At 42.5% G+C, this 20,916-nt stretch carries 16 protein-coding genes; 9 read left to right on the forward strand and 7 right to left on the reverse strand.

Going from position 1 to position 20,916, the window contains the following annotated elements:
* Window positions 1-8 precede the first annotated feature (8 nt).
* The 3 genes from ACP26M_RS03645 to spt all read right to left on the reverse strand — a co-directional run bounded on the left by ACP26M_RS03645 (window position 9) and on the right by spt (window position 3,423).
* Window positions 9-995: an NAD-dependent epimerase/dehydratase family protein gene (locus ACP26M_RS03645; RefSeq protein WP_426586266.1), complete on the reverse strand. Its 987-nt coding sequence runs from the start codon at window positions 993-995 to the stop codon at window positions 9-11.
* Window positions 992-2,110, reverse strand: coding sequence for a GNAT family N-acetyltransferase (locus tag ACP26M_RS03650; protein WP_426586268.1), 1,119 nt, complete (start codon window positions 2,108-2,110; stop codon window positions 992-994). Before ACP26M_RS03650 ends, ACP26M_RS03645 begins: the two co-directional genes overlap by 4 nt.
* A gap of 104 nt (window positions 2,111-2,214) precedes the next feature.
* The gene (spt, locus tag ACP26M_RS03655; protein ID WP_090526354.1) at window positions 2,215-3,423 is read right to left on the reverse strand and encodes a serine palmitoyltransferase; all 1,209 of its coding nucleotides are present in this window, start codon (window positions 3,421-3,423) and stop codon (window positions 2,215-2,217) included.
* 371 nt (window positions 3,424-3,794) lie between these two features.
* On the opposite strand from spt, the gene ACP26M_RS03660 reads away from it, so the two are divergent.
* The 5 genes from ACP26M_RS03660 to ACP26M_RS03680 all read left to right on the forward strand — a co-directional run bounded on the left by ACP26M_RS03660 (window position 3,795) and on the right by ACP26M_RS03680 (window position 11,267).
* Window positions 3,795-5,147: a TolC family protein gene (locus ACP26M_RS03660; RefSeq protein WP_426586271.1), complete on the forward strand. Its 1,353-nt coding sequence runs from the start codon at window positions 3,795-3,797 to the stop codon at window positions 5,145-5,147.
* 53 nt (window positions 5,148-5,200) lie between these two features.
* Window positions 5,201-6,376 carry an efflux RND transporter periplasmic adaptor subunit gene (locus ACP26M_RS03665; RefSeq protein WP_426586273.1) on the forward strand — a complete coding sequence of 392 codons (1,176 nt, stop codon included), beginning with the start codon at window positions 5,201-5,203 and terminating at the stop codon, window positions 6,374-6,376.
* A gap of 74 nt (window positions 6,377-6,450) precedes the next feature.
* The gene (locus ACP26M_RS03670) at window positions 6,451-9,627 is read left to right on the forward strand and encodes an efflux RND transporter permease subunit (protein WP_426586275.1); all 3,177 of its coding nucleotides are present in this window, start codon (window positions 6,451-6,453) and stop codon (window positions 9,625-9,627) included.
* 400 nt (window positions 9,628-10,027) lie between these two features.
* A complete protein-coding gene (locus ACP26M_RS03675) occupies window positions 10,028-10,579 on the forward strand; it encodes a hypothetical protein (protein WP_426586277.1) in 552 nt (183 codons plus the stop codon).
* A gap of 115 nt (window positions 10,580-10,694) precedes the next feature.
* Window positions 10,695-11,267, forward strand: a complete 573-nt coding sequence (locus ACP26M_RS03680) for a hypothetical protein (protein WP_426586279.1) — start codon at window positions 10,695-10,697, stop codon at window positions 11,265-11,267.
* A 159-nt stretch (window positions 11,268-11,426) separates the two neighbouring features.
* Here the strand turns inward: ACP26M_RS03680 and ACP26M_RS03685 are convergent, their stop codons facing one another.
* Window positions 11,427-12,620 carry a pyridoxal phosphate-dependent aminotransferase gene (locus tag ACP26M_RS03685; protein WP_426586281.1) on the reverse strand — a complete coding sequence of 398 codons (1,194 nt, stop codon included), beginning with the start codon at window positions 12,618-12,620 and terminating at the stop codon, window positions 11,427-11,429.
* 93 nt (window positions 12,621-12,713) lie between these two features.
* Here ACP26M_RS03685 and ACP26M_RS03690 point away from each other — a divergent pair, with 93 nt between their 5' ends.
* From ACP26M_RS03690 to ACP26M_RS03705, 4 genes are read left to right on the forward strand one after another with little or no spacing between them, the layout of a single operon-like run.
* Window positions 12,714-13,688, forward strand: a complete 975-nt coding sequence (locus ACP26M_RS03690; RefSeq protein WP_426586283.1) for a cation diffusion facilitator family transporter — start codon at window positions 12,714-12,716, stop codon at window positions 13,686-13,688.
* Window positions 13,688-14,128 (forward strand): NUDIX domain-containing protein, encoded by a 441-nt coding sequence (locus tag ACP26M_RS03695; protein WP_090526365.1) that lies wholly within the window; start codon window positions 13,688-13,690, stop codon window positions 14,126-14,128. Before ACP26M_RS03690 ends, ACP26M_RS03695 begins: the two co-directional genes overlap by 1 nt.
* Window positions 14,125-15,390, forward strand: a complete 1,266-nt coding sequence (gene bioA / locus ACP26M_RS03700) for an adenosylmethionine--8-amino-7-oxononanoate transaminase (RefSeq protein WP_188832760.1) — start codon at window positions 14,125-14,127, stop codon at window positions 15,388-15,390. The genes ACP26M_RS03695 and bioA overlap by 4 nt, the downstream gene beginning before the upstream one ends.
* 3 nt (window positions 15,391-15,393) lie before the next feature.
* Window positions 15,394-15,999: a hypothetical protein gene (locus ACP26M_RS03705; protein ID WP_217633140.1), complete on the forward strand. Its 606-nt coding sequence runs from the start codon at window positions 15,394-15,396 to the stop codon at window positions 15,997-15,999.
* 110 nt (window positions 16,000-16,109) lie between these two features.
* Here the strand turns inward: ACP26M_RS03705 and ACP26M_RS03710 are convergent, their stop codons facing one another.
* From ACP26M_RS03710 to ACP26M_RS03720, 3 genes are all read right to left on the reverse strand, one after another.
* Window positions 16,110-17,981: an LTA synthase family protein gene (locus ACP26M_RS03710; RefSeq protein ID WP_426586286.1), complete on the reverse strand. Its 1,872-nt coding sequence runs from the start codon at window positions 17,979-17,981 to the stop codon at window positions 16,110-16,112.
* A gap of 72 nt (window positions 17,982-18,053) precedes the next feature.
* The gene (locus tag ACP26M_RS03715; RefSeq protein ID WP_426586288.1) at window positions 18,054-18,698 is read right to left on the reverse strand and encodes a hypothetical protein; all 645 of its coding nucleotides are present in this window, start codon (window positions 18,696-18,698) and stop codon (window positions 18,054-18,056) included.
* Between the two features lie 79 nt (window positions 18,699-18,777).
* Complete coding sequence (locus ACP26M_RS03720) at window positions 18,778-20,880, reverse strand: ComEC/Rec2 family competence protein (RefSeq protein ID WP_426586290.1); 2,103 nt, start codon at window positions 20,878-20,880, stop codon at window positions 18,778-18,780.
* Window positions 20,881-20,916 lie beyond the last annotated feature (36 nt).

A 20,916-nucleotide genomic window follows, 5' to 3' on the forward strand; every position in this document is an offset into this window, starting at 1 on the left:
TTAATCGGCTAAAGCCATTTGTTGGCTTTATACCATTTTAGCGTTTCGGCCATGCCGCTTTGCAGATTGTATAAAGGATAAAAACCCAGGTCGGATTTAGCTGCTTCAATATCGCAATTCCAGTTAATGGCGGTCAGTTCATTAAGCTTTTCGATATTCAGCACTGCAGCTTTGTTGCTCAAAGAACTTATTTTTTCAGATACTGCTGCAATCATTTTAACAAAATTTACAGGCAGATGAAACTTTAGCGTTTTTAGCATTAATACCTCTTTGGTGATGGTGCCTAACTCATAACGGTTATAAAAGTTACCATCGCTCAGGTTATATGTCTTGTTATTGCCACCGTATAAAGCCTTGATACTTGCTTTGGCCAGGTCTTTAACATATATAAAGCTGAGTTTTTGCTGCGCCTTGCCTATATAGGGCTCAATACCCTTCACTATCTGTTTAAAAAATATAAATATGCCGGTGTCCCTCGGTCCGTAAACCGCGGTAGGTCTTAGTATGGTATAATTCAGGCCGCTCACCGTTTTTAATTTATGTTCGGCAAGCAATTTGCTCCTGCCATATGCTGTAACAGGGTGCGGAGGGGTTGCTTCGGTTATGGTGCCGGTTAGCGTATTAAGCGGCCCAACGGAAGCCAGGCTGCCAATAAGTACAAACTTTTTTAAATCGGGGCAAGCTTCATAAGCCGCCGAAGCAAGGTTATGGGTATATGTAGCATTGATCCGGTTATATTCGGCTTCGGAGCGGGCACTGGTTACACCTGCCGCGTGGATGATATAATCGGGCTTTATCTCGGCCAGTTGCTTCTTTAATGTTTCCTTATTGTTAAATTCGGGATAGATATATTGGATATCTAAATCGTTTAAGTGACTTATTACACTGCTTTTTCTGATGGCTATAAAAACCTCCAGATTGTTTTGTAAGGCCTCTTCAATCAAATGATATCCAACAAATCCGCTTCCACCGGTTATTAAAACCCGCTCCCTCATATCGCTTTTTGATATAACCTGTATTTTTTATAAGGATCGCCCTTTATAGCTTCAATGGCACGGTTCATCATATCGTTGTTCTCCAGTGTCCAGCCGGCTTCGGCATGTTTATAACCCTTGGCCTTATATTCCTTTATGATGGTGCCATATAAACAGGCCTCGATACCCATTTTGCGGTAATCTTCAATAACACCGAGGGCATAAATACGGATACCGGTAATGCTTTTTTTGCCGAACAGTAATTTAAAAATACCGGTTGGCAACAAGCGACCGCGTTTTATTTTTTTGAAGATGTCATTATAGTCGGGCAGGGCCAGGCCAAAGGCAACTATCTTACCGCGCTGCTCGGCCACGATGGCAAAATCGGGATCAAGGATCAGTTTAAGATCTTTGGCCAGGTAATCGTACTCTTCATTGGTCAGGGGCACAAAACCGGTGTTTTTGTCCCATGCTGAATTATACACTTCGCGCAGTTTGGCGGCTTCTTCCTTGAAATTTTTAAGGTTGATCTTGCGGATAATGATATCGTTGCGTTTTAACCGATCTTCAAGCGCGTTTAATAAACGTACTGATTTATCATCATAAGCTTGTCCGTCCCAATGCCATCCAATCAGGTCTACATCTTTTTTAAAGCCAAAATGCTCAACCAGGTCGGCATAATACGCAAAATTGTAGGTGTTCATCAGGAACGGTGAACTATCAAATCCCTTTATTAATAAACCGCAAGGCTCATTGGTTGAAAAGTTGGTAGGGCCTAATAATTTGCCGGTAACGCCTTTTTCTTTAAGCCATTTGGTAACGGTTTCAAAAAGCAGGTTAGATACCGCCGTATCGTTAATACAATCAAAAAAGCCAAAAAAGCCATCGTTAACGTGGCTGTATTCGTTATGGCCGTTATTAAGGATCGCGGCTATCCGGCCAACAATTTTATCGCCATCATAAGCTAAAAAGGGTTGTACGGTATTGTGTTTATGGAAGGGATGTTTGGTTAAGAGGTCCCTTTGGGCAATAAACAACTCCGGAACATAGTAAGGATCGTCCTTGTACAGGTCATGCGGGAAATCAATAAACGAAGCCAGTTCTTTTTTTGATTTAACCGTTACTATTGTAATCATGTGTGGTAAATGATTGAATAAAGCAAATTGGTATGCTTTAAAATAAAAAGTGCATTTAGCTTACCTTAATTAAAAAGCAGCTAAATGCACCTCAGGTTTCTTCATTATATTTTTTCTTTAACAGAAGCGGTTACACCAACTTCTTTAAAGGCTTTTGACAGTTTTTCAACGGCTTCGTCAATTTGCTCAAAGGTATGGGTAGCCATCAATGAGAAACGAAGCAGTGACGAATCGGAAGGAACGGCAGGGGATACAACCGGGTTAACAAATACACCTGAAGCTTGCAGGTGTTTGGTAACCGCGAAAGTTTTTTCGTTATCACGAACGTAGATCGGCAAAATAGGGCTTTCGGTAGGGCCAAGGTCAAAGCCTTCTTCCAGCAAAAGTTTCATGGCATAATTGGTGTTATCCCATAATTTCTCGATACGCTCCGGTTCTGATTCAATGATATCTAATGCGGCAATCACGCTGGCTACAGAGCCCGGAGGCATACTTGCGCTAAACATCAATGAACGTGCGCGGTGTTTGATATAATCAATAGTATCCTGATCGCTGGCGATGAAACCACCTAACGAGGCTAATGATTTACTGAAGGTACCCATGATCAGGTCAACTTCATTGGTAAGGTTAAAGTGTGAGGCGGTACCTGCACCCTTATCACCAATTACACCAAGGCTGTGGGCATCATCAACCATGATATTGGCACCGTAAGTATCGGCAAGCTCAACAATCTTAGGCAATTTAACAATGTCGCCTTCCATGCTAAAAATACCGTCAACAGCGATAATCTTCACGGCATCTTCAGGAAGTATGCTTAATTTGCGCTCCAAATCGGCCATATCGTTATGGGCGTACTTGATCACTTTTGAAAACGACAGGCGGCTGCCGTCAATGATACAGGCATGGTCATACTCATCAAGTATGATATAGTCATTCCGGCCGGTAACGCACGAAAGTACACCAAGGTTAACCTGGTAACCTGTGCTGAATAAAACAGTAGCTTCTTTGCCTACATAGTTAGCAAGCCTGTTTTCAAGCTCAATGTGGATATCAAGTGTGCCGTTCAAAAAACGTGAACCGGCACAGCCTGTGCCATATTTGTCAATTGCTTTTTTTGAAGCTTCTTTGATTTTTGGATGATTGGTAAGGCCTAAGTATGAGTTAGAACCAAACATTAATACCCGCTTGTTGTCAATAATTACCTCAGTGTCTTGTGCAGACTCAATAGGCCTGAAATAAGGATATAACCCCCGTTCACGCAGCATATTTGCTACTTGAAACTGAGCGATTTTCCCATGTAGTTTTTTAACCATGTATATTAACTCTGCTTAAATTTTGTGTAAAAATACCATGAATAAGCATATAACTTATACGGTGTGTGTAAATTTTTTTAAAATAATGCCTATTAACGTATCAATACTACTTAAGAAGCACACAAATTCTTACACGGCAAATTAATTAATTTTTTTGTTTATATCGAGCCTATTATTTTCATTTTTTTGTCAAAAGCCCAAAAAGCTGATACTATCCCGTGTTTTTGTAATTTTTTACGTAAAATTCTTGTTCGTGATTTTAAATTAGTAATATTAATTACATATTCGCATTCCCCGTAACAATCTTGCACTAATTATAAAATTTTTCTTATAATTTTTGCCTGATATACATTGTTATTTATAGCTACCCTATGAAAAAACACAAGTACTTTTTGGCGCTTCTTGTACTTAATTTAACATTGAATTTACATAGCAATAGTTATGCCCAAACTGCCGTTGATAGTATAAGCGGACCGGTTTCCCTAAAACAGGCTATTGACTTTGCCTTGCGTAACCAACCAACAGTAAGGCAGGCTTCCATTGATGAACAGATCAATGAGCGTGATATTAGAATTGGCCTGTCGGCCTGGCTGCCGCAGGTGAACGGCTCGGGCCTTTATAATTATTACTATAAGGGCAGCCCGCAGGCTGGTGCCTCCGGTGCTAACATCCCCAGCAACGCGGGCAGTATCCGTAACCTTTCAACCTTGGGCGTTACGGCCTCACAGGTATTATATAACAACGATGTATTTCTTGCTTCAAGGGCGAAAAGATATTCGCGCGAGTACTATAAGCAGAACACCTTGAGCAGCCAGATTGATGTAGTAAGTGATGTAAGCAAAGCTTTCTTTGATGTTTTACTATCCGGCAAACAACTTGACATCACTAATGAGGACATCATCAGGTTGCAAAGAAGCCTGAAGGATGCGAAAAGCAGGTATACCGCCGGTATATCCGATCCTACGGATTATAAGCAGGCAACCATCGCTTTAAATAATTCATTGGCTACCCGTAAACAAACTGAAGAAGCTATCAAAAGTAAAACGGCTTTATTAAAACAGATCATGGGCGTAGGGGCGGCTACACCGTTAAGCCTTTCCTATGATTCGAGCCGGTATGAGCAGGAGGCCAGTATTGATACTTTACAATCGCTCAATGTAAATAACCGGATCGAATACCGTTTGCTCGAAACAACAAAGGCACTCAATAATCTCAACGTAAATTACTACCGCTTTGGGTTTTTGCCTTCATTATCGGCGGTAGGGAGTTACCAGCATGCATACTTCAGTCATGATTTTGGTGATTTGTATAATAAATCTTTCCCTACAGGTTATGTTGGCTTAACGCTGGCTGTACCTATTTTCCAGGGGACGAAGCGCCTGCAAAACCTTGCTAAAGCCAGGCTGCAGGTTGAACGTACTGACCTTGACCTGATAAACACAAAAAATAGTATTTATACGGAGTACACCCAGACATTGGCGGCATATAAAAGCAATTATACCAGCTATCAGCTCATTCGCGAAAATGTAACACTGGCAAAAGATGTATATAAGGTGGTAAGCCTGCAATACCGCGAGGGGGTAAAAACCTACCTCGACGTAATTGTATCGCAGGCCGATCTTCGTACTGCCGAACTGAGCTATTATAATGCCCTGTTCAATTTGCTCAGCAGTAAAATTGACCTGCAGAGGGCCCTTGGAATCCTGCCTGTTCAGCAACCATAAGATATTGTTATAAAAAATAAAAACTACAGCAACACACGAACAACCTATTCTACATGAAACATACATATATATATTGGTTAGCCCCTGCAGCACTTTTAACTTGGGCATCATGCGGTAAACCTCAAAAGGGCGGGCCGGCGGCCATGCCCCCAACCCCAGTATACCTTGCCGACGCTAAAACAGCCGAAGCAGTATATTATGATAAATACCAGGGTATTGTGGTTTCGGTGAACACTGTCGAACTGCGCAGCCAGGTACCGGGTTTTGTAACCGGTATATTTTTTAAAGAGGGAGATGTTGTGCAGAAGGGCAAAGTATTGTATGAAATAGATAAACGCAAATACCAGGCTGCTTTTGACCAGGCCAAAGCTAATGTGCTAAGCGCCGAAGCCAATTTGGTTAAAGCGCAAAAAGACATTGACAGGTATAACATGCTGCTTAAGAGCGATGCGATTGCCCGTCAGACAGTGGATCAGGCGCAGGCTGCCTACGAGACCAATAAAAGCCAGGTTGCTGTAGCCAAAGCCGCGCTTGAGTCGGCCCGTACTGATTTGTCATATGCTACCATTACCGCGCCTTTCACGGGACGAATAGGGATCTCGCAGGTGAGGCTTGGAACACAGGTAGCAGCAGGCACCACATTGATGAACACCATATCCGCCGAGCACCCTATAGGTGTTGATGTGGTGATCAACGAGCAGGACATCAACCGCTTTTATGGCCTTCAAAAGTCAAGCACCGACAGCACCTTTAAACTCGTGCTGCCCGATGGAAGTAAATACAACAAGACAGGTAAAGTACTGGCGATTGACAGGGGCGTGAGCAATCAAACCGGCAGCATTAGGGTGAGAATCCAGTTTCCGAACGAGGATGACGTGCTGAAGGATGGCATGAGCTGCGTTTTGCAGGTGTTGAACAGCCAATCGGGCGAGCGGGTGCAGATTCCGTTTAAAGCGGTGACCGAGCAAATGGGCGAGTTTTTTGTTTTCGCAACAAGAGATACCGTTGTTAAAGACACAGCTGCCGATAAAACGGTTAAGGACAGGCGTGATACAATTGCAAAACAGGTGAAGGTGAAATTAGGGCCGCGTATTAACAGCGATGTAGTGATAATGGATGGCATAAAACAAGGCGATAAAGTAATTACCGATGGTTTTCAGCGTTTGCGCGATGGTGGTAGGGTCACTACCGGAACAGCCGCGCCGGCAGGAGCAGCACCCAAAAAATAAATTTATATCAACAGGAAAAATTTTAAGCCGAAGAAGGGGTGCATCTACCCTGGAAAACTTAATATAGAGAAAGAATGATCGCAGATACTTTTATAAAACGACCGGTTACCGCCATTGTAATATCCCTGGTGATATTAATAGTGGGTATCCTGTCAATAACCAGCCTGCCAATAGGCCAGTACCCCGATATTACACCGCCTACCGTATCTGTAAGCGGTACTTATACCGGCGCCGACGCGTTAACGGTTGAACAAACAGTAGCTACGCCGGTTGAGGTACAGGTGAACGGTGTACCGGGCATGACTTACCTGCAAAGTAACAGCAGCAGCAACGGGCAAATGAGCATGACTGTTAACTTTGACGTAGGTACTGATATCAACATCGCTGCCCTCGACGTGCAAAACCGTGTGGGCATCGCCCTTCCAACCTTACCGCAGGAGGTACAGCGTTTGGGTATGGTAGTGCGTAAACGTAACCCGAGTATATTAATGCTTGTGGCTATGTACAGCCCTAATGGCAGCCACGATGTCACTTTCACCGATAACTATACCAACGTATTTATAAAAGACGCTATTTTACGCACCAAAGGTGTGGGCGACGTTGTTACCCGTGCCGACGATTTTAGTATGCGCCTCTGGCTTAATCCCGACAAGCTTGCCGCCTTAGGCATGAGCGCTGCCGATGTAACTACGGCACTGCAGGAACAAAACGCGCAGGTAGCTGCCGGTACGGTAGGTGCAACACCGCAATTAAAAGGACAAACTTTTGAGTATTCGGTAATTGTAAAAGGTCGTTTAAGTAAACCCGAAGAGTTTGGAAATGTTGTTGTTAAAACCCAGCCTAACAATGGCGGAGTAGTACACCTTAAAGATGTTGCCAGGATTGAACTCGGTAAATTCAACTATTCAGGTAACTCGTTTGTTGATGGCAAGAGGGCATCTTACCTGCTGGTTTATCAGGCCCCGAACAGTAACTCGCTCCAAACAGCCGACAATGTGTATGCGACCATGGAAGAGCTAAAAAAGAGCTTTCCCAAGGATATTGACTACGTGGTGCCTTTTGAAGCTGTAACCGTTGTAAAAGTGTCGGTAAGCGAAGTGGTCGAAACGCTTTTGATAGCACTTGCACTGGTAATTATAGTGGTATTCCTGTTTTTACAAAGCTGGCGTACAACGCTCATCCCTGTATTAGCCATCCCGGTGTCTATTATCGGTACGTTTATCTTTTTTATTCCGCTTAATTTTACGATCAATACATTAACATTGTTTGGTTTTGTACTGGCTATTGGTATTGTGGTGGATGATGCCATTGTAGTGGTGGAAGCAGTTCAGCATTATATGGACGAAGAGGGCATGACACCTAAAGAAGCTACCAAGCATGCTATGGCTGATATTTCGGCGCCGGTAATTGCCATTGCCCTGATCCTTGCGGCAGTATTTGTGCCGGTAGGCTTTGTACCGGGTATAGTAGGGCGGTTGTATCAACAGTTTGCTATCACCATTGCTATATCGGTATTGATCTCGGCTTTTGTGGCGCTGTCATTAACTCCGGCGTTGTGCACCTTATTATTAAAACCACACAAGATCGATGAGAAATCGGGCGGATTGGATAGGTTCTTCTTTAAGTTTAATACATGGTTTACCCGGGTAACCGGCAAGTATCGTAATACAGTTGATAAGAGCATTAAGAATTCAAGATACGTAATCATTGTACTGGTGTGTATTATTATTGGCGCCATATTGTTGTTCAGAAGCAAACCATCAGGGTTTATTCCGCTGGAAGACGATGGCCGTGTTTATATCACCTTTGATTTGCCCGAAGCCTCATCAACCGGCCGTACTGTTGATGTGTTACATAATATGATGAAAACCCTTGATAGCGTACCCGAAATAGCCCACTATGCAGCTTTGGGAGGGTTGAATGCCATCAGCTTTGCAAGTAAATCAAATAGTGCAACCATATTTGTGCAACTTAAGCCCTGGGATGAGCGTAAACAAAAATCGCAGCAGATAACTGCGCTTGTTGCAAGGCTGAACCAAAAACTTGGTAAGTATAAGGAGGCTAACGTGGTAGTGATCCAACCGCCGGCAATTCCGGGTTTGGGTAGTACAGGTGGTTTTTCATTTATATTAGAGGAGAAACAGGCCGGCGGGGATATCAAGGTATTTGAAAAAACACTTCGTTCGTTTTTGGGGGCCATTAATCAGCGTAAAGAAATTGCAAGGGCGTTCTCTTTCTTCACAGCAAGTACACCGGCTTACCAGTTAACTGTCGACAGGGAGAAAGCCAAAAAGCTGGGTGTAGCTATATCTGATATCAACAACGCGCTGCAAACGTATTTAGGTAGTACCTATATCAACGATTTTACCATTTATGGGCGTAATTTCAGGGTGGTGGCCCAGGCCGATACCAGCTACCGTACCAATGTGCAAAACATAGGACAGTATTTTGTTCGTAACTCTGCCGGTGCCATGGTGCCGCTGAGTACATTAACATCATACAAAGTAATAGAAAACTCGCCACTGATATCGCACTATAACCTGTTCCGTTCGGCCGAGATCAATGGTAGTACTAAACCCGGCTACAGCAGTGGTGACGCTATTACCGCCCTGCGGGAAACAGCCGCGCAGGTGTTGCCGCAAGGTTATGGCTATGAGTTTTCGGGCCTGAGCCGTGAGGAATTATTGTCGGGCTCTAAAACGGTTTACATCTTTGCACTGTCAATCGGGTTCGTGTTCCTGTTCCTGGCGGCATTGTATGAGAGTTGGTCGGTGCCGTTCTCCGTATTATTATCAGTACCGTTGGGTGCATTTGGGGCTATCCTTTTTCTTACTTTCTGGCCCGATCTGACCAATAACGTATATGCACAAATTGGTTTGATAACGCTGATAGGCCTGGCGGCCAAAAACGCCATCCTGATTGTGGAGTTTGCCAAAGAACGTGTAGACTCTGGTATGGAGTTAGAGAAAGCGACGCTTGAAGCGGTACGCCTTCGTTTAAGACCTATTATCATGACATCCATGGCCTTTATATTAGGTGTGGTGCCGTTGATGCTCTCATCAGGTGCCGGTGCCGAAGCCCGCAAAACCATAGGTTGGACAGTGTTTGGAGGAATGCTTACTGCCACTTCCTTAGCTATCTTCATAGTGCCCGTTTTATTTTACCTGATCACCAAAATGGCTTATGGTAAAGAAAAACTTGCCGAGCTTGAAAAAAACTATGATCCTAAAAAGCACGGACCGGACGCGTAATAATTGTTAAAGTTTTGTAAAAAGAGAGGCGCAAGTCTCTCTTTTTTATTTTCCGGCAGGATTGGTATGCTGCTATACCTGGCTATTTAACCATTTATGGCCTCGAAATTTGGTGTTAGTAGACACTTTTGATGCTTATGCAGGGCAGTTTTTAATAAAACTATTCATCATAAATTATATTAACGTTAATTATTTTGTATTGACCTTGTCACTTTAAATAATGTTGATTTTCAATTATTAAGCCGGGTGTGATTGGATTAAACGCGGTTGTATTAATAGTTCAAATAATATTTTCGATGGTAAATGATGCCAATAATGGCAAAGTATTTGTTAAGGAGGAGTTAATGCAATGGAAAATTAAAAAATGAACATTGTAGAATTTGACTAAAAAAACACAACTATGAAAACAATGACTAAAATGATAGCTTCGGCGTTTACTGCGGTGGCTATCTTTATCGGAACAAATGTTAAAGCTCAAACCACACCAGCAAATGCGTTACGCTTTGGGATAGGTTTGGAAACCGGTATACCGGTTGGTAACAATATTAGTGATTTCTCCAACTTTGAACTTGGTGGTACAGCGCGTTTGCAGTATGGTGTTTCAAACAATCTCGCTTTAACGCTTACGTCGGGTTATTATAATTTCTTTGGCAAGGATTATACGATAGATGGTCTGACCCATTCGGCGAGAGATTTAGGGCTTGTTCCATTAAAGGCCGGTATTAAAGCTTTTTTTGCAGAAAATGTTTATTTTGGAGCTGAAGTTGGTGCCGGTTTCGAAACTAAAGAGCGATTTCCCGGAGCTGAGAAACAAACTAAGCTGATTTTGTCGCCTGCAATTGGCTGGGCAAACAAAACATGGGACGTTGGCGTTCGTTACGAAAATTTTTCAGGACAGAGTAATAACTATGGCTTGGTTGGCCTGCGTGTAGCCTATGGTTTTGGGTTATAAGCTAACAACAAAGAAAGCTTTAAAAGCTCCTTATTACACATGATAGGGGGCTTTTATTTTTTATACATTTGCCACCTTGTAACAAAGAGTTAACAGGGACTTAAATTACAGCTACATGAAAAATACGATTTCAAAAGTTATTACCGGCATATCAGTTGCCATGGCTTTGTTTACTGTTAAAGACGTTGATGCTCAAACCACCCCGGCCAATAAATGGCGTTTGGGAATAGGACTCGAAATAGGAAGGCCAACGGGAAACGCTCATGATATATCAAATTTTGAATTAGGCGGTACAGCACGTTTACAATACGGCTTAAGTAATAGTACTGCCTTAACGCTTACGTCAGGCTACTATAATATGTTCGGTAAATCCATCACGGTTCTTGATGCAACTGCAGGAGGAACAGGTGTAGAGGTAAAATCTAAAGACTTGGGCATTATACCTGTAAAGCTTGGTATAAAATCTTTTCTTGCCAATAAGTTATATTTCGGAGCCGAAGCGGGTGCCGGTTTTGAAGCGACTTCTCTTTATCCCGATGGCAGCAAGGATACCAAACTAATCCTTTCGCCAACCATTGGTTTTGCTACTAACGTAATTGATTTAGGTCTACGTTACGAAGGTTTTTTTGGACAGGGTAACAATTATGGTTTGATTGGCTTGCGGTTAGCATACGGATTTGGATTGTAATTCCTGATATAGTTAAAAAAACCGCTTGCCAACAGCAAGCGGTTTTTTATTTCTGAACCGGGATTTGAGGGGATTTATCAGATTTATAGGATTAATTTTGCCGTGCAGACAATTAAGATCCTGATAATCCTCAAATCCTAAAAATCAAGGTTCAGTTTATTATGCCAATTTACCCAACGCTTCTTTTAACCTTCTCATCGCTTCAATCAGCTTATCTTCGGCAGCAGCGTATGATAAACGGATAGATGAGGGATCGCCGAATGAATCGCCGCCCACGGTGGCTACGTGGCCTTCTTCAAGCAGGTACAAGCTTAAATCGTCCGAGTCATTAATTACACGGCCTTCATAGCTTTTACCAAAGAAAGAGGTAACGTTAGGGAAAAAGTAGAACGCGCCATCGGGCAGGTTCACTTTAATGCCTTCAATCTCGCTTAATAATTTATAAACAATGTCGCGGCGCTTTTTGAATGCGGCACGCATTTCAAGTACGCTTTCCAAACCACCTTCGTAAGCGGCAACACCGGCACGCTGGGTGATTGAACACGTACCTGAAGTTACCTGGCCTTGCATTTTATCAAAGGCAGCAGCAAGTTCTTTGGTGCTGGCCGTGTAACCAATCCTCCAACCGGTCATGGCAAAGGCTTTCGACCAACCGTTGATGATTACTACGCGGTCTTTAATATAGTCAAACTGTGCAATAGACTCGTGCTTGTCAACAAAATTGATATGTTCGTAGATCTCATCACTCAGGATATAAACTTGCGGATATTTTTCAAACACTTTTGCCAGGCCTTCCAGCTCATCTTTAGTGTAAACACTGCCGGTAGGGTTACATGGCGATGAAAACATGAACAACTTGGTATTAGGAGTAATGGCTGCCTCTAATTGCTCAGGGGTGATTTTGAAGTTAGTATCAACAGTGGTGTTGATGAAAACACTTTTACCTTCGGCCAATTTAACTACTTCACTGTATGAAACCCAGTAAGGAGTAGGGATAATTACTTCTTCGCCTGGGTTAACCAAACACAATACCGCGTTAGCGATAGCCTGCTTGGCACCTGTTGAAACAACTATGTCGGCAGCATCATAATCAAGATTGTTCTCGTTTTTCAGCTTTGTAACAACGGCTTTACGAAGGTCAGGGTAGCCTGCTACGGGTGTGTAGTAGGTGAAGTTCTTGTCCATGGCCTGCTTAGCTGCTTCCTTGATGTGCTCAGGGGTATGAAAATCAGGTTCGCCAAAGCTAAGGCTGATCACGTCGACACCTTTAGCGGCAAGTTCACGGCCCAGTTTGGCCATTTTAATTGTTGCAGATTCGGACAGGTTTTGTATCCGGGTACTTAATGCGCTCATATAAATTATGTTATCGCGGCAAATATAGAAAATAACTTTACTGCTACTTACGCTTGTTATTTTTTAAATTTGCGGCCTAATACTACCCTTGCTTTGAATCAACAAAAAAGGATCATTTTAATTTCGCTTATAACGGGGATTGTGCTGATGCTGGCGAAATTTGGCGCCTACTTTTTAACAGCCTCCAATTTTGTACTTACTGATGCCGCCGAAAGTATTGTAAATGTAATAGCAAGTTCATTTGCTTTTTACAGTATCTATCTCTCGGCCTTGCCACGAGATGAAAACCACCCTTACGGTCACGGCAAGGTGGAGTTTTTTTCTGTTTTTATAGAAGGGTCACTTATCGGCATTGCCGGGTGCATCATCATTGTAAAATCGGTTTACAGCTTTTTCTTTCCCAACATTATCCATGACCTGTTTACCGGCGCTATAATTATAGCTGCCACCGGAGCCATTAACGGCGTGTTGGGTTATTATATGATCCGTAAGGGCAAAGAGCTTCGTTCCATGACCCTTGATGCCGACGGCCGTCATTTGCTGGCAGATACGGTTACCAGCGTAGGCTTGGTGGTAGGTTTGTTGCTAATTGAGTTTACCAGGATTTTATGGCTCGATAGTGCTTTATCTATATTGGTTGGCTTATATATAGTGTACAGTAGTTACAAATTGGTGCGTAAATCGGTAGGGGGATTAATGGATGAGGCAGATTTTCAGGTAGTGACCGGGATCGTGAACGTTTTAAGTGAAAAACGCCGTGAGGCCTGGATAGATGTACACAATTTGCGCGCGCAGAAATATGGACATGAGCTGCATATCGACTGTCACATGACGCTACCCAACTATTTTGATCTGAATACAGTACATACTGAAATATCATTGGTTGATAAGATGATAAATAACGATATGGGCATAAAAACGGAGCTTTTTATTCATGCTGACCCTTGTGTGCCCAATTGCTGCCACTACTGCAGTATGCCCAATTGCCCTATCCGGTCGGAAGCAAAAACCGAAACAATAGCCTGGACAATGGAAAAGGTTGTACGTAATAAAAAACACTTTGAATAATGGAATACTTTAATGTAAGGGTTTACGGTCTGCTTCTGAACGATGATGATGAATTGCTCATAAGCGATGAACAGGAATATGGCATGCGTTTTTCAAAGTTCCCGGGCGGAGGCCTGGAACTTGGTGAGGGCCTGATTGACGGGCTTAAACGTGAGTTTATGGAAGAGTGTAATATTGAGATTGAAGTTGTAGGCCATTTTTACACCACTGATTTTGCCGTAAAATCGGCATTTAACAACTCCCAGGTGATCAGTGTATATTATTTGGTGCGAAGCATCACCCCGGTTAATTTGAATATAAAGGCTGTTGCATTTGATTTTGACGGGGAAGGAGAGGTGTTGCAGGCTTTTAGATGGGTGCCGCTTACCGCGCTGAGCGTAGCCGATTTTGAATTTCCGACAGATAAACGTGTGGTTGAACTTTTGCAGAACGAACTATGAACCTTACCGAAAGGGATTTAAAAGTAATATGGCACCCTTATACCCAAATGAAAACCGCGCAGCCGCCTGTAGGCATTGTACGCGGCGAAGGGGCACTGTTATTTGACGAAGAAGGAAAACAGTACATTGATGCAGTATCGTCATGGTGGGTAAACATTCACGGGCATGCTCATCCTTATATTGCCCAAAAGGTATCAGAGCAGCTTCACAAACTGGAACATGTGATCTTTGCAGGCTTTACCCATGAAGGCGCCGTTGAATTGGCGGAACGGCTGTTAGCAATTTTGCCGGGCAACCAAAAAAAGGCATTCTATTCAGATAACGGTTCAACCGCTGTTGAGGTGGCCATAAAAATGTGCCTGCAATACTGGCTTAATAAAGGTGATCAGCGCACCAAAATCATAGCTTTTAATAATGCTTACCACGGCGATACCTTCGGGGCTATGGCCGTAAGCGGCCGCAGTGCATTTACCAAAGCGTTTGATAGCCTGTTGTTTGAAGTAGAATTCATCGACATCCCTACAAAAGAAAACATCTCAAATCTCAAATCTCAGATCTCAAATCTAAAGAACGAAACAGCCTGCTTTATTTTTGAACCATTGGTGCAGGGCTCGGCAGGGATGATCATGTATGAGGCTGAGTATTTGAATGAATTGATGGCCCACTGCCGTGAGGAGGAAGTGATGCTGATTGCCGATGAGGTGTTTACAGGTTTTGGTCGTACGGGTAAACCCTTCGCCACAAATCATGTGGATGTTGAACCGGATATCATGTGTTTCTCAAAGGGGCTTACAGGCGGTACCATGGCCCTGGGCTTAACTACCTGTACGCAGCAAATTTATGATGCTTTTTTATCGGATGATAAGTTGAAAACCCTTTTTCACGGGCATTCGTTTACGGCCAACCCGATAGCATGCGCTTCGGCATTGGCAAGTCTTGATCTGTTTCAACAACCCGAAACGGCAGAGAACATTGCCAGGATCAAAGCCGCTCATACCGCCTTTGCAGATAAGATCCGCAATCACCCTAAAATAAAAACCGCGAGGCAAACAGGCACTATACTGGCCATGGAGTGGGAAACCGGCGATAATACCTCATACTTCAGTTCGCTTAGGGATAAGCTGTACCATTATTTTTTATCCGCGGGGATCATATTGCGTCCCCTGGGGAACGTTATTTATATTTTACCGCCATATTGCATTACTAATGAGCAACTCAACTATGTTTACAGCAAAATTGAGCAGGCTCTTGAAGAACTATAAATTATGCTGAACAAAATACTACCTACCATAATTGCCGATAACGAACTGCATTCACGCTGGTTAAATACTTTATCCTTAATGGAAAATACCGGCGCACGCAAGATTTCGGCCAGTGAAGATCCACTTACTGTGACTTACATCATATTAAAGCACGCTGCCGAAGAGCACCGTCATGCTTTCTACCTAAAAAAACAACTGGAAAAAACGGCTGTAACACTGCCTACGTACGCGGCCGAATACCTGCTGGCTCCGGGCTCAAGTAAGTACTATTTGAACCAGTTGGATGTTGATGTTTGCCGTTATTTAAAAAGCGAGCTTAACCTGAAAGGTGCCGACCTCCGTTTTGCAGCTTACCTGTTGGTTACCTACGCTATTGAGGTACGTGCCGATGAACTTTATCCAATTTACCAGGATGCCCTTGACGAAGCAGGCAGCAAAGTGAACGTAAAATCAATCATTTTAGAAGAGGAAGGTCATTTGGAAGAGATGATCAACCAACTACAGCATTTTTCTCCTCAATGGGAATTACATGCTCAAAAAGCGGTTGAATTTGAAACCAAATTGTTTAATCAGTGGGTTGAGCAGTTGGGGAAGGAAATAGCTTTATAAACTCCCGTCATTGCGAGGTACGAAGCAATCGCGAACTATACGGAGAGACTCTGCTAATCGGGGATTGCTTCGTACCTTATAATGACGTTTTTGAGAATTAGCATTGGTAGTCAATACGCCATATACTCCGTAAACACCTGTTGCAGATAAGCTTTACCGTAAGCAAGTGCTGTTTCGGTAGCCTTTTTATCAGCATTTGGTTTGCTGTTATAGATCGTGGTGCGGCCGGCGTTATCATAGGATACCGCCTGCCCCGGGTGCATAAAACCGAACCCGTTATCCCAATCAAAAAAGGCAAACTCTTTACTATTGGGATTCAAGAGATCTTTCGACCACTTAAACTGATTATGTGGCATACCTAACTGAGCCAGCAGGGTAGCTGCGAGGTCTGTTTGTCCGCCCAGTTTACTGTTCTTTTTACCACGATATTCGGGCTTGATCACATCGCCGAAAAACAAAAGAGGTATATGGTATTTAGCCGGGTCGTAAGCCTCGGCTGTATTACGCGGCAGGCGGTGACCGTGATCGGCCACAAGGATAAACAGTGTGTTTTTATACCAGGGCTGTTTTCTGGCCTGATCAAAATAAGCGTTCAGGCATGAATCGGTAAAATAGGCTGTGCTTCTGAATTTATTACTTACATCAGCGTCATCATTAAAATGGTGCTTAACAGGTAGTACAAAAGGCTCATGATTGGATGATGTTTGTACATAGTTAAAGAACGGCTGTTTTTGACGGGCCAAATATTGCAGGTTTCGGGTAAGCAAGTCATCGTCATAAACACCCCATTGTGTTTTTATATGGCTGTTATCAAAGCTGGCCTCGTCGATAATATGATCGATATTATGTGAAGTCATGAACTTATCAAAATTCATATAATTACTTTTGCCACCATAAAAATAAGCTGTTTCATAGCCTGCATCTTTAAACGATGCAGATAAAGCCGGAAGTTTTTTATGTTTAAGCGTATCGCTGATTATGGTACGGATTGCCTGTGACGGGAAGCCACTCAGGAGAGCTACAATACCCTTGTCGGTACGATCGCCTGAGGCATAAATGTTGTTAAAGAACAGTCCGTTTTTAATGAACTTTTCAAAGTTTGGCGCTACGCCTTTATCGCCGCCCAGTGATTCAATCACATCGGCTGTATAACTTTCCAACTGGATAATTACCACATTGGGCCTGCTGGTGGTAAGGATTTGTTCGGTAGAATCGTTTTTAACATCGTACAGCTCATTAACAATTTTAGCAGCATTATTTGGATGGTTGTAGAGATAAGGGTTATAAGGTGCGCGCAGGTTTTCAAATACATTGTTAAAAAGGTTCCACTCGGTGTTGAGCGCACTCTGGTTGAGGATCTGCTTTTCGGAGAAATAGGCGGAATTCTGGCTTACTGACTTAGCTTGTAAACCACCACGCATCAGCACAAAGTTCAAAAATAAAAGTAGTGCAGTAAGCGAAACTTTTAGGCTTGGCCGGGCTTCGGGCTTTTTAAAATCGTAGTTGATTATAAAGTGAGATAACATTATGCCTGTTGTCAGTAAGGCTATGCCAATGAAAATACATTTACCAACCGGCGAAGAACCGCTTGAGGCAATGGCTTCTGAAGGTGCGTGATAAAACGAAGTAAACACCCTGAAACTAACTTTGGTGCCCCATTCACGGAAAATATTAAAGTTAAGTACCGTATTCAACGAAATGCAGGACAAGCAAAACCAAACATATACTTTTAGCCAGATGGGTTTTATTCTAACCTTTGGGATAAACCAGTTGATGGCAAATACAAGGATGGGAATGATACAGATATATGCTGTTGCCGATATGTCAAGCCTTAAGCCCCAGAAAAACGTTTGAAGGATTTCACTGATGCTGGCATTATCAAGCTTGTGCAGAAAATAGATCTCAAATGTCGCTCTTGTAATTGCGAAAAAGGCGATCCAAAAGATGAAGAATCTGAAAAAGCTAAAAAGGTTCCTTAACATTGGGGTAACAAAAATAATATTTTGCTACAATGTTAAGGAACCTTTAATGAATTGTTAATGAAATATTTTCGATTACCTGCCGCCGCTCATAGCTTTCAGGTCATCCAGGGTGATCTTTTCAAAATCAGCAGGGATCCCGAAGGTACCGGCAGGGTTTTTTTGTTCGGTAATGCTTTTAACAGTAACCTCGGTGCTTTGACCTTGTGAAAATGAAGTGTATTGTACCGGGAAACCACCAACAGATCGGTAGTATTTAGCAATAGCAGTTACAGGTACAGTAACATCATTAGTTACCCAGATATCATAAGTTTTGTTGGCTTTTGCATCTGTAGCTACCACTTTTTTGCAATTAAAACCCGAAATAACTTTGGTTTCGCTACCTGGGGCAAAAGTAAGAGTTGGTAATGAAGCCATAGCCTGGTCAACCTCATCAGGAGTTGCTACTGCTGCTTTTTTGATAGATGCAACAGGTACATCAACCATTACAACTAACGATTTACCATCGGCATCGGTTAATATTTTAATAGTAGCCGGACCGGTAGTAAATTGCATAGCTGCAGAATCGGCACGGAAATAACTTTTAGCTTCAACTTGTTGCCCCTGCATAGCTGTTGAAATAGTTACCACGCCCTCTTTGTAAGCTTTTTGAGCGTTTGCGCTGATTGCTGTTGCGGTAAGGGCAAGGCCTAAGGCAACATTGAAAATTTTAATGTTCATGTTTTGAGTTTGATTTAATGCCAAATTAATTTTTAATAATTAAAAGACAAATTTTTAGATAAGTAGTTTAATATGTTTTTCAATTAGATGCTGTCACGAACGATTTGTTACGTTTTAATACCACATAATTAGCATGTAGCAGGTGGGCTTGGTCCACAATAAGCTGCACGGTTTTAGGGGTGTTTGTGGCATCAATAATTACGGTATGATATTCGTAGTTTTTGTTAATAATAGCAAGCAGAATTTTCGGGCTGCCGGTAATGTACAGGAAATCAGTTTTTCGTTTTTCAGGGGACATGATATCCGTATAATCTTTGTTTATGATAGTTATAGACTGGTTTCGGAACTGGATAAAATTATCCTGTTTTCGTAAAAAGCCTAACCGGATATCCTGGTCAGGTTGATATAAACGAACATCGCTTATTTTACAACTATCCAAATATGGCCGGATAGAATAATTATAGTTTTTGTCGGTATCGGCCAGGTTGCTTAGTACAATAGCATGATTGCCGTTTTTAAATATAATGCCAGTGTTTTTACGCAGGTTTAAAAAGACTATGCTATTGGTGTTGTATGATCGGTATATTTTTACGCTGATGCTTACAGCCAACAAAAGTATCAACGCGATACCTGCCTTCAACAGCCAGGTTTTTCTATCGTACAAAAGGTAAAACACACAAATAATAATGACGTAAAGTACCAGGTATTCGGTTGTGGTGAGCCATATTTTGTTGATGCTTGCAAACGGCAAATGTTCAACCCATGCCATTACAAGGTTCATAAACATAATGGTTTTCTCAAGGATCCATGCAAGAAGGGCTGATATAAAAGGGATTGACGGCAACAGGAGATAGAAAATCCCGCTGTACATAATAACAGCCGTTGGAATAACAATTAACAAATTGCTAAACAGAAAATAAACCGGGAACTGGTGAAAATAAAAAGCACTCAGCGGGAAGGTAATTACCTGCGCGGCAATGGATACCGAACATAAGGCCCACAGTTTGTCAATCCATTTGTTATTAAAAATAAACCAGGCATAAACTACCGGCTGTAAAACAACAAGTCCGGTAACGGCAAGATATGACAACTGAAAGCCTACATCAGTTATCAGCAAAGGATTATATAGCAGCAATATAAACGCCGATATGGCCAGGATATTTAAATTATTGATATACCGGCTATAAGTTTTACCAATGATAACCGTGCTGATCATTACTGCTGCCCGGCAAACCGCGGGCGAAAATCCGGTAAGCATGGCATAATACCAGATGATGGGAATGATAATAATCGCTTTGATCAACCGACCATGTTTCAGCCTGTTCAGGAAGCCAAGCATAAATGTCAGCAAAGCCCAAATGATAGCCACATGAGCGCCGGAAACCGATAACACATGAATGGTGCCTGTTTTGGAATAGGCCTGCAATACATCTTCGCTCAAATCAGCTTTATAGCCTAATATTAAGGTGGAGGCTACGGCTATAGCATTTGGATCATGCATTTGTTTTTTTAACTTTTCAACCATTTGCCGCCTTAGCGCCAGCGCGTTTGCTATGAACATATTGCCGGCGTGTGATTGCACCAAACCGTATTGCCCCGGGTATAAAAACTCCTGGTAATAAATGTTTTGATGGGCGAGGTATTTTTTATAATTAAACTCGGCAGGGTTAAAAGGCGGATCGATAGGCGAATACTTACAGGGGATGAGCAGTTCATCGCCGTAGTTCAATCGCGTTGCAGCGCTGTCTTTGATGCTGATCATCAATGTACCGGTTGTTGGTGTTGGCTGTTTTTGATTAATGTTTGCAATTACAGTGACTGTAAAGCGGATCAGCCCGTTTTTTATTTGTGGCTCATTATTAATGCGTACAAGCAACCGTTGCGCGGGCAGCTTTGAAAAATGACCTGGATTATTAAGTTCGTTATTGTTGATGACAGTTATCCAGCCAGCAAGAAATAATAACAAGTGAATGATGATTCCCCCAATCCATCGTTTTTTGTAAATTTTAAAGCGACTGTAATAAAAATTGAGCAGCAGAAATAACATCAGCAGACTGGCAAACCCAACAGCCAAGGGCATTAAATAAGCGACAGACCTTAAATTGACCCCAACGCTTATACCCAATAAAAAAGGAATCAGTAAAATAACAACCGGGATCTCGCCCTTGTGGTTAGCGATCATATTTTAGTTACGGATTGTTATTGCAGGTGACAGCAT

The sequence above is a fragment of the Mucilaginibacter sp. R-33 genome, from assembly GCF_049949235.1.
GTDB lineage: Bacteria > Bacteroidota > Bacteroidia > Sphingobacteriales > Sphingobacteriaceae > Mucilaginibacter.

What these genes read in the sequence shown, in the direction of transcription:
- ACP26M_RS03645 (WP_426586266.1), bottom strand. Translation starts at nt 995, where the DNA reads ATGAGGGAGCGGGTTTTAATAACCGGTGGAAGCGGATTTGTTGGATAT.
- ACP26M_RS03650 (WP_426586268.1), bottom strand. Translation starts at nt 2,110, where the DNA reads ATGATTACAATAGTAACGGTTAAATCAAAAAAAGAACTGGCTTCGTTT.
- spt (WP_090526354.1), bottom strand. Translation starts at nt 3,423, where the DNA reads ATGGTTAAAAAACTACATGGGAAAATCGCTCAGTTTCAAGTAGCAAAT.
- ACP26M_RS03660 (WP_426586271.1), top strand. Translation starts at nt 3,795, where the DNA reads ATGAAAAAACACAAGTACTTTTTGGCGCTTCTTGTACTTAATTTAACA.
- ACP26M_RS03665 (WP_426586273.1), top strand. Translation starts at nt 5,201, where the DNA reads ATGAAACATACATATATATATTGGTTAGCCCCTGCAGCACTTTTAACT.
- ACP26M_RS03670 (WP_426586275.1), top strand. Translation starts at nt 6,451, where the DNA reads ATGATCGCAGATACTTTTATAAAACGACCGGTTACCGCCATTGTAATA.
- ACP26M_RS03675 (WP_426586277.1), top strand. Translation starts at nt 10,028, where the DNA reads ATGAAAACAATGACTAAAATGATAGCTTCGGCGTTTACTGCGGTGGCT.
- ACP26M_RS03680 (WP_426586279.1), top strand. Translation starts at nt 10,695, where the DNA reads ATGAAAAATACGATTTCAAAAGTTATTACCGGCATATCAGTTGCCATG.
- ACP26M_RS03685 (WP_426586281.1), bottom strand. Translation starts at nt 12,620, where the DNA reads ATGAGCGCATTAAGTACCCGGATACAAAACCTGTCCGAATCTGCAACA.
- ACP26M_RS03695 (WP_090526365.1), top strand. Translation starts at nt 13,688, where the DNA reads ATGGAATACTTTAATGTAAGGGTTTACGGTCTGCTTCTGAACGATGAT.
- bioA (WP_188832760.1), top strand. Translation starts at nt 14,125, where the DNA reads ATGAACCTTACCGAAAGGGATTTAAAAGTAATATGGCACCCTTATACC.
- ACP26M_RS03705 (WP_217633140.1), top strand. Translation starts at nt 15,394, where the DNA reads ATGCTGAACAAAATACTACCTACCATAATTGCCGATAACGAACTGCAT.
- ACP26M_RS03710 (WP_426586286.1), bottom strand. Translation starts at nt 17,981, where the DNA reads ATGTTAAGGAACCTTTTTAGCTTTTTCAGATTCTTCATCTTTTGGATC.
- ACP26M_RS03715 (WP_426586288.1), bottom strand. Translation starts at nt 18,698, where the DNA reads ATGAACATTAAAATTTTCAATGTTGCCTTAGGCCTTGCCCTTACCGCA.
- ACP26M_RS03720 (WP_426586290.1), bottom strand. Translation starts at nt 20,880, where the DNA reads ATGATCGCTAACCACAAGGGCGAGATCCCGGTTGTTATTTTACTGATT.